Origin of the sequence: Micromonospora sp. NBRC 110038 (assembly GCF_020884815.1) — a bacterium.
GTDB classification, from domain to species: Bacteria; Actinomycetota; Actinomycetes; order Mycobacteriales; family Micromonosporaceae; genus Micromonospora; species Micromonospora haikouensis.
Genome location: NZ_BBOL01000007.1, coordinates 107695 through 120565 on the forward strand (window position 1 = coordinate 107695; position 12871 = coordinate 120565).

At 74.7% G+C, this 12871-nt stretch carries 11 protein-coding genes; all 11 read right to left on the minus strand.

Annotation, left to right across the window (positions count from 1 at the left end):
• Positions 1 to 17 precede the first annotated feature (17 nt).
• The gene (locus LPU61_RS23375) at positions 18 to 590 is read right to left on the minus strand and encodes a cupin domain-containing protein (RefSeq protein WP_052503766.1); all 573 of its coding nucleotides are present in this window, start codon (positions 588 to 590) and stop codon (positions 18 to 20) included.
• Complete coding sequence (locus LPU61_RS23380) at positions 511 to 2103, minus strand: FAD-dependent monooxygenase (protein ID WP_229406137.1); 1593 nt, start codon at positions 2101 to 2103, stop codon at positions 511 to 513. Before LPU61_RS23380 ends, LPU61_RS23375 begins: the two co-directional genes overlap by 80 nt.
• Positions 2103 to 2555 (minus strand): DUF3237 domain-containing protein, encoded by a 453-nt coding sequence (locus LPU61_RS23385; RefSeq protein ID WP_043963214.1) that lies wholly within the window; start codon positions 2553 to 2555, stop codon positions 2103 to 2105. Before LPU61_RS23385 ends, LPU61_RS23380 begins: the two co-directional genes overlap by 1 nt.
• A 2-nt stretch (positions 2556 to 2557) precedes the next feature.
• Positions 2558 to 3802, minus strand: a complete 1245-nt coding sequence (gene fabF / locus LPU61_RS23390; RefSeq protein WP_229406138.1) for a beta-ketoacyl-ACP synthase II — start codon at positions 3800 to 3802, stop codon at positions 2558 to 2560.
• Positions 3799 to 4284, minus strand: coding sequence for an SCP2 sterol-binding domain-containing protein (locus tag LPU61_RS23395; RefSeq protein WP_043963212.1), 486 nt, complete (start codon positions 4282 to 4284; stop codon positions 3799 to 3801). Before LPU61_RS23395 ends, fabF begins: the two co-directional genes overlap by 4 nt.
• On the minus strand, positions 4281 to 6020 hold the full coding sequence (locus LPU61_RS23400; protein ID WP_229406139.1) for an FAD-dependent oxidoreductase: 1740 nt from the start codon (positions 6018 to 6020) through the stop codon (positions 4281 to 4283). The genes LPU61_RS23395 and LPU61_RS23400 overlap by 4 nt, the downstream gene beginning before the upstream one ends.
• Positions 6017 to 6970 (minus strand): hypothetical protein, encoded by a 954-nt coding sequence (locus LPU61_RS23405; protein ID WP_229406141.1) that lies wholly within the window; start codon positions 6968 to 6970, stop codon positions 6017 to 6019. Before LPU61_RS23405 ends, LPU61_RS23400 begins: the two co-directional genes overlap by 4 nt.
• A gap of 3 nt (positions 6971 to 6973) precedes the next feature.
• Positions 6974 to 8113 carry a hypothetical protein gene (locus LPU61_RS23410; protein ID WP_043963210.1) on the minus strand — a complete coding sequence of 380 codons (1140 nt, stop codon included), beginning with the start codon at positions 8111 to 8113 and terminating at the stop codon, positions 6974 to 6976.
• A 3-nt stretch (positions 8114 to 8116) separates the two neighbouring features.
• Positions 8117 to 8410: an acyl carrier protein gene (locus tag LPU61_RS23415; RefSeq protein WP_043963208.1), complete on the minus strand. Its 294-nt coding sequence runs from the start codon at positions 8408 to 8410 to the stop codon at positions 8117 to 8119.
• A 143-nt stretch (positions 8411 to 8553) separates the two neighbouring features.
• Positions 8554 to 11454, minus strand: coding sequence for a LuxR family transcriptional regulator (locus LPU61_RS23420; protein ID WP_229406142.1), 2901 nt, complete (start codon positions 11452 to 11454; stop codon positions 8554 to 8556).
• Between the two features lie 78 nt (positions 11455 to 11532).
• Positions 11533 to 12489 (minus strand): beta-ketoacyl-ACP synthase 3, encoded by a 957-nt coding sequence (locus tag LPU61_RS23425; RefSeq protein WP_043963205.1) that lies wholly within the window; start codon positions 12487 to 12489, stop codon positions 11533 to 11535.
• Positions 12490 to 12871: the final 382 nt, after the last annotated feature.

The window sequence follows — 12871 nt, forward strand, 5'->3', positions numbered from 1 at the left end:
CTGTTTGACAGGCGTGGTCAGTCGACGGGGCGACGGACCGGTGCGGTGCGCGACTCGTACACCCCGCGGTAGCCGAGGGCGCGGCCGAGCGGGGCGAGGGTCCGGAAGACCAGGTCCTGCAGCCACAGCGGCGGCCCGGCGAGGTAGAGCTCCCCCCGGAAGTGCGCGCCGCTGACCGCCGCCTGGAGGATGCCGGGGATGCCGCGTCGGTTGGTGCGGCCGTCGGAGGCGAGCGCCCACATCGTCTGCAGGAGTTCGTCGGAGAGCATCGCCGGCCGCAGGGTGCTGTAGAGATGCGCCGAGGCCGAGGTGTGGTTGACGATCCGGTGGGCGACCCCCGGGGGCACGACGTACGTCCGGCCGGGCTCGGCGAGGATCTCCCGGCCCCCGATGCGGATCCGGACCTTGCCCTCCAGGACCTCGAAGGTCTCCTCCTGGCGGGGGTGGACGTGCGCCGCCGCCACGTACCCGCCGGCGGTGAGGTGGTAGTCCGCTTCCAGCAGCTTGCCGTCAGTCTCGTGACGGGTCGAGCGGAACACCGCCCGCTCCCCGGTCATCGTGTTCTCGATCATGTCGCCGGCCCGGGGCATCGGGCACCTCCTCGATGGTGTCGACGTACCTGGTGATGGCAGCGGTCCGGTCGGCGGGGCAGAGCAGGGCGACGTAGCGGTCCGGGCGGACCACGACCGCCGTCGGCCGCCGCACCCGCAGCGCCTGCGCCACCTCAGGCTGCGGCAGCCGCAGCACCGGCAACGCGGCCGGAAGCCCGTGCAGGGCTGGCCCGGCCGGGCCGACGAGGAGCATGCAGAAGCCGTCGGGGAGCAGGTCCCACAGCCGGGCGTCGCCGACCGTCACGTTCGGCAGGCGCCCGCCGGGGCCGGGCGCGAAGGGCAGGAGGGGGCGGCGTCCCGGGCTGACCGCCGATCTCCGGTAGCGCTGCGTCAACCCGGCCATCGCCGGCGCCGCGTACCGGTCGACCACGCCCAGCCGCATCGCCGCCCGCCACAGCCCGTCGCGGGCAACGACGGCCACCGGGGACCGCAGGGTCCCGGCCCGGGTCGCCCGGTCGGTCGCCGCGACGACGGCCGCCGCGGCGGGCCTGCGCTCCACGTCGTAGCTGTTCAGCAGCTCGGCGGAGCTGCTGCCCCGGCACACCCTGGCGAGCTTCCAGCCGAGGTTGGCGGCGTCCTGCAGCCCCGAGTTGATGCCCTGCGCCCCGGCGGGGCTGTGCACGTGGGCGGCGTCGCCGGCGACCAGGACCCGGCCCAGCCGGAACCGGGTGGCGAGTCCCTGGCGCACCCGGAAGCCGGTCACCCACTCCGTCTCGTGCACCCGGACGGGGACCGCGGCGCGGCGCGCGGCCTCCGCCGCGAGGCGCTCCAGCGGCCAGTCGGCGGGGTCGGGCCGGGTCTTCCCGACGTTCATCGTGATGCGCCACGTCGGGGTGCCGCCGCCCGCGCGCAGCGGCACGACGTGCAGCACCTCCCCGGCGGAGAGGAAGTAGTTGACCCGCGTCGGTTCGAGTGCGGTGCTCAGCCGCACGTCCGCGCCGATCCACCCCTCCGGCTCCAGCCGCTGGCGCATGGCGATGCCGGCGGCGGCCCGGACGACGCTGTCGGAGCCGTCGCAGCCGACGACCCAGCCGAACCGGCGTTCCTCGGTGCCGCCGGGATGCCGCAGGACGACGGTGACGCCGAGCGGGTCGGCGCGCACCGCCACGCAGGCGACGCCGCGTTCGACCTCGCCGCCGAGCGCGGCGAGCCGGCGCTCCAGGATCTCCTCGGTCTCGTACTGCGGCAGCACCAGGCCGAACGGGAAGCGGCTGGGCAGGTCGTGGAGGCCGAAGGAGAGCGTCGGGCGGCCGTGCGACCAGGCCGTGGCGCCGGCGAGCCGGATGCCCCGGTCGACCGCCTCGTCGGCGGCGCCGAGGTCGGCCAGGATCTCCAGGACGCGGGGCCAGATCGCGATCGCCTTGCTCCGGTCGCCCCGCCGGACGCGGGCCTCCACCACCGCGCAGGGCACGCCGCGTCGGCGCAGCTCGCAGGCGAGCGCGAGGCCGGTGGGCCCGGCGCCGACCACGAGCACGGAGTCGTCGCCGGCCATCAGACGATCCGGTAGATCTCGTACTCGAGGCCGAGTCCGGGCAGGAACCGGCCCTGGCCGACGAAGAGGGCCTGGTTGACCCACTCGTATCCCTCGCCGCCCGTCTCCAGGCGGGGGGTGATGCGGAAGTAGTGGTCGGTGAACTCGGTGGGGGTGCCCTCCGCGAGCGCCCGGACGGTGGCGTCGTTCATCTCGATCAGGCCGTGGTACTGCGCGTAGAGGACGGCCCCGTCCTCCGTCTCGAACTGGGCGCGGACGTCCATCCGGGCCCAGTTGTCCGAGCCGACCAAGACCCAGTCGGCCCCCGCGCCGACCACCCTGGCCTTGATCCGGGGCCCGCTGAGCTCGCCCTCGACCACCTGGAAGACCATCCTGATCCCCATCGGGCCGGCGCCCACCATGAGGGGCGACTTGAGCTGGGCGGTGCAGCGTGCTTCGAATTCGAGATCCATGCTCACTCCTCGGGTTGGTGGCGGCGGAACACGAGCGAGGCGTTGTGGCCACCGAAGGCGAACGAGTTCGACAGGGCGGCGCGGACCTGCCGGGAGCGGCCGACGTTGGGCACGTAGTCCAGGTCGCACTCGGGGTCGGGGACCTGGTGGTTGACCGTGGGCGGGATCCACTGGTGCCGCAGGGCCAGCGCGCAGATCGCGGCCTCCAGGGCCCCGGCGGCACCGAGCAGGTGGCCTGTCATCGACTTGGTCGAGCTGACCGGCAGCGCTGCGGCGTGTGCGCCGAACGCCCGCCGGATGGCCACGGTCTCGGCGATGTCGGCCATCTTCGTCGACGTCGCGTGGGCGTTGACGTAGTCGACGTGGTCGGCGGGGAGGCCGGCGTCGGCCAGCGCCGCGGTCATGGCGGCCGCGGCGCCCCGGCCGGTGGGATCGGGGGCCGTCATGTGGTGCGCGTCGTTGCTCTGCCCGAACCCGGTGACCTCGGCGTAGACGCGCGCGCCCCGGCGCAGGGCCGCCTCGACCGGTTCGAGCACCAGCATCGCCGCGCCCTCGGCGAGCACGAAGCCGTCCCGGCGGGCGTCGAACGGCCGCGAGGCCCCCGTGGGGTCGTCGTTGCGTACGGACAGGGCGCGCATGTTCGCGAAGCCGGCGACGATCGGCGACACGAGGCAGGACTCGGCGCCGCCGGCCACCGCGGCGTCGGCGTACCCGTCGCGGACCAGCCGCATCGCCTGCCCGACCGCGTCGGTCGACGCCGCGCACGCGGTGACCGGCGCCGAACTGGGCCCGCGCAGGCCGAACCGGTGGGCGACGAAAGCGGCCGGCATGTTCGCGATCGAGTTCGGCACGAAGAAGGGCGACACCATCCGGGGCCGGTCGATGTCGACGTGCACGCCCCGCTCGATGCTCGCGGCCCCGCCGATCGCGCTGCCCACGACGGTGGCCGTGCTGTCCGGGTCCGCGAGGCCGCCCGCGTCGTCGACGGCCTGCTGGGCCGCCGCCAGCGCGAAGTGCAGCACCCGGTCCAGGCGGATGCAGTCCTTGCGGGACACCCAGTCGTGCGGGTCGAAGTCGACGACCTCACCGGCGATCCGCACGGGAAGCCGGGTCGCGTCGAACCGCGAGATGGGCCGGATCCCGGACGAGCCGCGCCGCAGCCCGTCCCACACCGCGTCCACGCCGACGCCGAGTGGGGTGACCAGGCCGATCCCGGTGACCGCCACCCGGCGACGGGTCGGCGTCATCGCGGCCCGTCGCCGTCGAGGCCGAACATGCGTTCCATCCGCATGGCGAGCTGCACGTCGCCCTGCACCCGCAGCTGCCCGTGCAGCATCAGGTCGACGCCGCGCCGGGCGCCGCTGGCCATCTCGACGAAGGCGGCGCTGTCGAAGACGAGCGTCACCGCGGCGGGACGGTCGGCGGCGACGGGCCGCACCTCGCACCCGTGCGGCCCGAGGGCGAGATCGTACTCGATCGGTTCGGCCGGCGGCCGGCGCACCCGCCAGCGGGCCACGGTCTCCTCGCCGAGGAGGTTGCGGACGAAGAAGTCCGGCATCCGCCGGAACGCGTCGTGCAGCACCTCCGCGCCCGCCGGGGTGCGCAGCCAGGCCACGAGCTGGGCACGGGTCAGGTCGGCCAGGGCGGCGCGGACCGCCGCCCGTTCCCCGGAGCGCAGGCCGGCCTCGGTCGCTGGCGCCAGGGCCTCCGGGCGCTCGGTATCGGTCATCGGATTCCCGCCCTTCCGACGGTCGTCGCCGACAGTCCCGCCGCGGCCGTCAACGCCGCCGCCAGTTCCCGCTCCGGGTCCTCGCCGGGCAGCCGGTCGGCCACGTGCCCGTCGGGCCGGACCAGCACCGCCTCCCGTGGGGCCAGCCGGTAGGCGTCGGCGAAGGCCCCGGTGGTGTCGACGACGGTGTCCGCCGACGCCGGTGAGTCGGCATCCGTCACGGCGACGAGCACCACCGGCACGGGGCCCGACCAGGCCCGTACGGCGTCCTGCCACCGGTCGGCGGGACCGGCCGTGAACAGCGCGAAGCCGTTCGCCGTCCAGTCCTCCACGGCAGCGCGGCGCGTGGCGGAGTCGAGCCAGGCGTGCGGCGCGCGCGCCCCGGGCACGGCCTCCGGCTGGTAGCGCACGACGTCGCGCACCACCTCGGCGGGGGCGTCGGCGGCCCGGGTCGCCGCCGGCGGGTACCGGAAGCCGAGGGCCTGCCCGGCGAAGTCGAAGTGGGGCCGGTGCTGTTCCAGCATCGGCGCGAGCGCCGCGACGGCGTCCCGGGCGTCGTCGCCGGCACGGGCCAGGGCCGTGGCGTAGGACGCGGCGTCGTGCTCCAGGAAGTCCCGCATGAGCAGCGCGTTGTGCTCGCTCTGCCGGGCGTTGAAGTCGGCCACGGGGCGGCGCTCCCGCTCGTAGTCGTCGAGCAGTGCCGTCCCGCCCCAGCCCCGCAGCACCGCCGCCAGCCGCCAGGCCAGGTGGTGGGCGTCCTGGATGCCGGTGTTCATGCCGAAGCCGCCGGTGGGCGGGAAGGTGTGGGCCGCGTCCCCGGCGACGAACACCCGCCCGGAACCGTCCCGCCACCGGTGCGCGGCGGTGGTGCCCATGGTCCAGGTCCGGACCGAGCGGACCTCGACCCGGACCGACGCGCCGACCGCCTCGGCGACGAGGGCCGCGTGGTCCCGGTCGGGGGCGAACAGCGTCTCGTCGGCGTCGTCGCCGAGCGCGGGCACCTCCAGCAGCCACTCGCTGCGCTGCGGGTCCACGGCGATGATCACCCCGTTCACCCGGGGGTTGACGATCCAGTACAGGGCGCTCTCCCGGCCCCGGATCCAGGGGGTGAGGTCGCCGATGAAGTGCACGTCCAGCAGGCGGCCCAGCGGCGGCTGGTGCCGCACCTCCAGCCCGGCCCGGCTGCGGATCCGGCCATGCAGGCCCTCGGCGAGCACGGCGTACCGGGCCTCGACGTGCCCGACCACGCCGTCGGGGCCGCGGTGGGTGAGGCGGACGCCGACGTCCGGGTCGGCGACGAGGTCGGTCACCGTCGTGCCCGTCCTGAGCTCCACGTCGGGGTTCGCGCGCAGCGCGTCGGCGAGGATCCGTTCGAGCCGGTGCTGCGGGCAGATGGTCGGCAGCACGGGGCTCTGCGCCATCATCCGCATCAGCGTGGCGGCGTCGGGGACCAGCTCGATCGAGCCGAGGTGGACGCCCGCGAGGGAGCGGACGAACGACACCCGGGGCATGTCCTCGATGGGCACCCCGGCCTGCCGGACGGCCTCCGCGAGCCCGAACCGGCGCAGGATCTCCATCGTCCGGGCGTTGACCATGGTGGCCCGCGGGTGCCGGGCGGGGGTGGCGCGCGCCTCGACGACCGTCGAGCGGATGCCGTGGGCCGCCAGGGCGTGTGCGGTGGCGAGGCCGACGGGGCCGCCGCCGACGATCGCCACCTCGGTACGGGAGTCCGTCACCGTGGGCCTGCCGACATGGTCGGTCCGGCGGCGGCGGCGAGCGCTGGCGCCAGGCGGCGGTGCACCGCCCTGGACAGCGCCCCCCGGTTCACGGCGTGGGCCGCGGCGAGCGCCGGCAGGCCGAGCAGGATCGCCCCGGCGAGGGTGCCGACGAAGGCGCCGGTCAGCAGCGCCCGCCCGCCGGCGGTCCGGCGCTGTCGGATCCGGCGGCCCCACCACCCGAACGCGGCCCCGGCGAGCAGGTCCCCGGCGGCGATCGGCACCTCCACCGGTGCCGCGTCCCGGCGGTGCAGCAGGTCGCCGACGCGGTGGGCGAGGGGCGCGGCGGCCGGCGTGGTGAGCACGGCGGCGAGTTCCTCGCCCAGGTCGCGCACCCGCGTCAGCTCCCGCTCGTTCACGCCGGCTGCGGGGAACCGCCAGAAGGGGCCCCGGCGGCCGGCCAGCAGCCACCGCAGCGTGGTGACGAAGGTGACCCCGGCCGGCGCGGTGTCGATGGCGGCCACGGTGCCCACCAGCCGGCCGCCCGCCGCCTCCACCAGCCGACGGAACTCCAGCGCCGCCGAATACCACATGTTGCGGCACGCGACCACGCCGAGCACGTCCCGCCCGGCGAGGTGACCGCTGTCCAGCAGGGACCGGACGGGGATCGACGGGGCGAGGTACCAGACCTGGTAGCCGAGCACCACGAGGTCGCCCGGGGGCGCGGTGGGGGGGTCCAGGGTGTACGGCACCCGCGCCGCCGGGTCGACCGCCTCGGGGAAGATGCCGAAGAAGCGGCGCACCGGCCACGGGAAGGGGTACGGGGTGACCGGCCGGACCGTGACGGTGTCGACCTCGACGCCCGCCTTCACCAGCGGGGCCGTCAGGGCACCCAGGACCTCGTCGAGTTGGCCGGTCTGGCTGTAGGAGTAGACGGTCACGGTCGGCGGGGCCGAGGCGGCGTCCGGCACCCGTCAGCCCTCCCCGTCGGCGGTCACCGCGGTCAGGTGCATGAACGAGACGGAGAACCGGCCCGACTCGGGCACCATGCACAGCATGGTGTCGCCGGGGTTGACCAGCCCCTGGGAGAGGATCTCCTCCAGGATCACGTAGATGCTGGCGCACCCGATGTTGCCCACCTGCGGCAGGTTGCTGTACCACACGTCGACGGGCGGGCCGGGGGTGCCGCGGCGGGCCATCTCGCGCAGCACCATCTGCTTCATCCGCTCGCTGGAGTAGTGCGCGGGGAGCCAACGCAGGGTGTCGGGGTCGAACCGGCCGGCCGCCAGCAGCCGCTCGTACTCGTCGATGCCGACCTTCACCAAGTGCGGCAGCAACGCGAGGTTCTGCCGCAGGGACAGGGCACCGTCGGCGAGGGCGTCGGCCGGGGTGTCGTAGTCCCACCACGCCTTGGTGGAGGTGTTGTTCGGCAGGCCGAAGTACATGCAGGTGTCGCCGGTGTTCGCGTACGACGTCAGGGTGAGCCAGTCGATGCGCAGGCTGACCCCGGCGGAGGCGGGCCGGTCCTGGACGAGCGCCGCGCCGGCGCCGTCGGAGAGCATGTAGCGCAGGAAGGCCATCTCCAGCGCCAGGGAGCCCTCCTCGTCCACTGGGCGGACGTCGCTGTTCCGGATGCTCTTGAAGCTGCGGGTCGGGTTCTCGCAGGCCACGGCGATCGCGTTGCGCTTCTCGCCGACGTTGATCTGGAGGTAGGCGTTCTTCAGGGCCATCATCCCGGAGTTGCACACGCCGTGCGTCGAGACGATCTCGCACGGCGCGTTGCCCAGCTCGCCGTGCACCATGCTGGCCATCCCCGGTGCGATCAGGTCCGGGATGGTGCTGCCGGCGGCGATAAGGTCGATGTCGTCGAGCTGGATCTCGGACCGGGCGACGGCGGCGCGCACGGCCTCGGCCGCCATCCGGGTGTTCGAGTACCGGGTCTGCTGGTTCTTGTCGATCGCGTAGTACCGCGTCTTGATGCCGGCGTTGGCGAGGGTCTGCTCCCGCAGGTTGGACGTGGCCCGGCCGATGACGCCGATGTAGTCCTCGACCTCCTCGTTGGGCACCGGCTCGCCGGGCAGGAAGCGGCCCATCGCGGTGATGTAGGCGGGCATGTGTCACCTCTCCAGGACGGTCGACTCGCCGGCGCCGGCGCCGGCCACGCGGTCCGACATGCGTCGGCGGACGAAGGCGACGACGTCGCCGACGGTCCGGATCTCGGCGATGCCCTCGTTGTCGAGGGCCACCGAGTACTTGCTCTGCAGCGCCTGCGCCATCCCGATCAGGTCCAGCGAGTCGAGACCCAGCTCGTCGAAGAGCTGCGTGGTCGGCCCCACCCGGGCCGGGTCGACGGCACAGTGGTTCGCCAACAGCGTCGTGACGTCGTCGTACAACTCGTCATCGAGCGTCATGCGCAACCTCCCCCGGTCGACGGCCGTGAGCCGTCGACGTCGTTGTCGTGCGGGCGGGGCCGTTACGCCCCGCGGCACGGGATACAGACTGTCGGCCGGCACCCCGGCCGACCATCCGGAGAACCCCGCTCGGGCACCCCGAATCAGCCGGCGCGGCGTCGGGCAGGGGTTCGGGGTGCCGACCACGCGTCGGGGCGGCCCGCCGCCCGGGTGGCGGGGCGCCGGATCCGTTCCCGCTCCACGGCTCGCGCGAGCAGGGCCCGCGAGGTGATGCCGAGCTTGCCGAAGATGCGGGTCAGGTGGGTCTCCACCGTCTTGGCGCTCAGCAGCAGGGCCGCGGCGATCTGCCGGTTGGTGCGGCCCGCCGCCACCAGCTCGGCGATCTGCCACTCCCGGTCCGACAACGGCAGGCGCTGGTCGGCCACCGTCGGCACCGGGCCCAGCGGGGTGCGCCGGCCGAGCCGGCGCAGTTCCCGGGCGGCCTCCCGTTCGTAGCGCACCGCGCCGCAGTCCCGGAACTCGTCGAGCGCGACCCGCAGCACGGTCGCCGCGCCGGCCCGGTTGCCGCCCAGGGCCAGCGCCGCGGCCTCGGTGAGCATGTCCCGGGCCGCCTCGACTCGCGCGCCGGCCGCGGCGGCGGACCGGGCGGCGGCGCGGGCGCACTCCGCCGCCGCGGCCGCCTCCCGTCGGGCGAGGTGCACCATCGCCCGGGCCCGTTGGGCGTGGACCGTGGCCATCGGCAGCCCCGTCGCCCGGGCGACGTCCTCGGCGGCGCGGGCCTGCTCGTCGGCCTCGTCGAAGCGGTTCTCGCCGAGCGCCGCCGCGGCGGCGCAGCAGCGCCACGCCCCGTCGCTGACGGGGTCGACGGGTGCCACCCGCCGCAGCGCCACGACCGTCTCCAGGTCGGCGACGACGTCGCCCACGTCGATCCGGACGATGGTCGCCCACTGCTCGGCCACCGCCCGCGAGGTGTCGTCGTCGCCGGTCGCTGCGACGGCCTCCAGCGCCAGCCGAACCGCGCCGTCGTCGTCGTCGGCCAGCGTGCGGATCTCGGCGGCGGTCAGCAGCGCCCAGGGCAGGACGGCCCGCGCCTGCCCGTCCTCGGCGAGTTCGACGGCGGCCTCGACGAGTTCCGCCGCCTCCGCCGGCTCCCCGAGGGCGAGTCGGGCCCGGGCCGCGATCCACAGCGCCGGGGCGCGCCACCAGACGGCCGGGGCGGGCCGCCGGTGCGACAGCAGCCGGTCGACGAGCACGATGGCCTCGGCGTAGTCGCCCATTAGCAGTTCGAGCAGCGCCGGGACGAGCAGCGCCTCGGGGTGCGTCGGCAGTTCCCGGTCGCAGACCAGGGTCAGCTCCCGCCGGGCCGCGACGCGGGCCGCCAGCGCCTGGTTCATGGCGTGCTGCTGGAGCTGGCCGAGGCCGACGAGACCGTTGGCGAGGGCACGGGCGGGGGGCGTACGGGCGTGCCGGAGCGACTCCCCGGCCAGCCGCCGCAGCTCCGCGGAGTCGCCCGCCTGGGCGGCGGCGCAGGCCCCGAGCGCCGACAGCAGCGCCACGGCCTCCGCGTCGGCGCTGTCCGCTTCCGCGCGCAGCGCCCGGACCCGCTCCCGCGTCCTGGTGTGGTGTCCGGTCAGGAACTCGACCATGGCCAGCCGACGGGCCAGTTCGAGCCGGCCGTCGGGGCGTCGGTCGGGCTCGTGCGACCAGGCCCGGTCGTACGCGGCGCGGGCCTGCTGCAGCAACCCGGCCGCCGCGGCGGCGTCGCCCTGGCCCAGGAGCGCCTCGTGCCGGGCCACCGGGTCCCGTTCCAGGGCGCGGGCGGTCCGGAACCACTCGGCGGCCCGTGCCGGGTCCACGTCGACGGTCTCCCGCGCGGCCTCGGTCAGGGTGGCCGCCGCCTCCGGGTCCGGCGGGGTGGCGAACGCCGCCAGGTGCACGGCACGCCGCCGGGCGGGAGCGCCGCGCAGCGCCTCGGCGGCCCGCCGGTGGCCGGACACCCGGCGGCCCGGCGAGGCGAGCAGGTAGACCCCGTGGCGGACGATCGGCTGCCGGAAGGCGAACTCACGCGGTACGTCGGTCTCCCTGATCAGTCCGGAGGAGACCAGCTCGTCCGCCGCCAGGAGGGTCTGTTCGTCGGTGGTGCCGTTGACGGCCCGCACGAGTTCCAGGTGGAAGGTCTCCCCCACGATCGCCGCGGACGTGAGCAGGTGCCGCGCGGGCTCGCTGAGGCGGCCGAGTTCCCAGCGCAGCACGGTGACGATCCGGTCGGGAAGGCGGTCGACGGGCCGGCCGCCGCCCTGCTCGGCCAGGGCGCGCAGGTAGAAGGGGTTGCCGCCGCAGAGGCGCAGCAGCTCGGCCCGGCGGCGCGGGCCGCGTACGGCGGTCAGGAACGTCTCGGCCTCCCGGTCGGGCAGCGGCTCCAGCTCGACGGCGACGCCGGGCTGTTCGGTGCACAGGCACAGGCCGACCAGCGGCCCCTCGCATGGCCCGCTGCGCCAGGCGGCGAGCAGCAGCAGCCGGCCCTTGGGCTGCCGTTCGAGCAGGTGGGCGAGGAATGCCACGGATTCCCGGTCGGCCCACTGCAGGTCGTCGAGGACGAGGACGAGGCCCGACGGCTCGGCGAGCCGCTCCACGAGCGCCCGCATCGCCCGGTGGGCGCGGTAGTTGTTGTCCTGGGCCGCCTGCGGGCAGGTCTGGTCCCGGCCGCTCAGCGAGGGGAAGACCCGCGCGAGGTCGGCCACCCGGTTGTCGCCCAACCCGGCCAGCAGGTCGCCGCCCAGGCCGTCGAGGTAGTCGTCCAGCGCGTGCACCAGCAGGCTGAACGGCACGTGTCGCTCGTATTCGCTGCCCCGGCCCCGGAGCACCAGGAAGCCCTCCCCGGCGGCCTCCTCGGCGACCGCGTTGAGCAGCCAGGTCTTGCCGGTGCCGGGATCGCCCCGGACGAAGGCCCAGGCCGTGCCGGACCCCGCCAGGTCGAACACCGTACGCAGTTGGTCGAGTTCACGACGCCGCGGCGCCGCGGCGGTGTTGTCGATGAATGGCATTGCTCTCCCCCGTCTGGACGACCTCGGTGATGACGTTCGCCGGTGGCGGGGGCCGCGCCGCCGGCCGGGCGCCGGGGCTCACGGCACCTGGACGACCTGGGCGGCGTAGGCCAGCCCGGCACCGAAGCCGACCAGCAGCGCCCAGTCGCCGCGGTGGGCGCGCCCGGCCTGCCGGAGCTGTTCCAGGGCCAGCGGGATGGACGCCGCGGAGGTGTTTCCGGCGTTGATGATGTCGTCGGCGACCGGGGTGTCGGCCGACAGGCCGAGCCGTTCGGCGGCCCGCTCGATGATGCGCAGGTTGGCCTGGTGCGGCACGAACGCCCTGACCTGGGCCATCTCCAGGCCCGCTGCCTCCACCGCGCGCCGGCCGAGCTCCGGAACGGTGTCGATGGCCCAGCGGAACACCTCGCGCCCCGCCATCTGCATGGTCGGCCAGGGCTGCTCCGGTCGGTCCCGGTAGTCCCGCCAGCTCGCCCCGTGGGCGATGAGCTCGCGGCGGGCGCCGTCGGCGCCCCACACCGTCGGCCCGATCCCCATCGTGTCGCCGGGGCCGATGACCACGGCCCCGGCGCCGTCGGCGAACAGCAGCGCGGCGCTGCCCTCGCGGGAGACCAGGTCGGTCATCCGGTCGACGCCGATCAGCAGCACGTGTCGCACGGTCCCGGCGCGGACCAGCGCGTCGGCCATGCCCACCCCGTAGCTGAACCCGGCGCAGGCGGCGTCGATGTCGAGTGCCGCCGCCCGCCGGGCCCCCAGCCTGAAGGCGATCTCGGGGGCCGCCGCCGGGGTCTGCCGGAGGTCCGACATGGAGGCGACGAGCACCATGTCGACGGCGTCGGCGGAGATGCCGGCGGCGGCCATCGCCCGGCTGCCGGCCCGGCTGGCCATTTCCGTGATGGTCTCGTCCGCGGCGGCGTGTCCACGTCGTACGACGCCGGTGCGGCGCCTGACCCAGTCGTCCGTATAGGTCGTGCCCCGCACCAGATCATCGTTACACACAATTGTTCGTGGTCGATATGTGCCGATGCCGATCATCCTCGCGCCAGAAGTCGCCAAGGCCACCTACACCACCAATCGCACGTTCTCGGCAAACGGGAATGTGAATCGCCCACGACTTCGCACCGAATCGAATCGCCCGCTTTGCGGGGACCCACGATCCGGCTCACCCAGCAACGAACAACAAAGGGGAAGCGCGGCCTCCGATGGCCACACATGTCAGACAGGACAGCTCAGATTCCCCCCGAAGCTGCACTCAACCTTCGCCAAGTTACTGCCGGCAACCCGATGCTCACGATGACGGATGCAAATTTTTCACGATGTGAAATCTGTTCACGCCCCGATAACATCGAAGCCACTGAGGACGGACGCGACGCGCCAAGCCAGGGAATCGACGCCGATAACCGTTCAAAATGGCCCG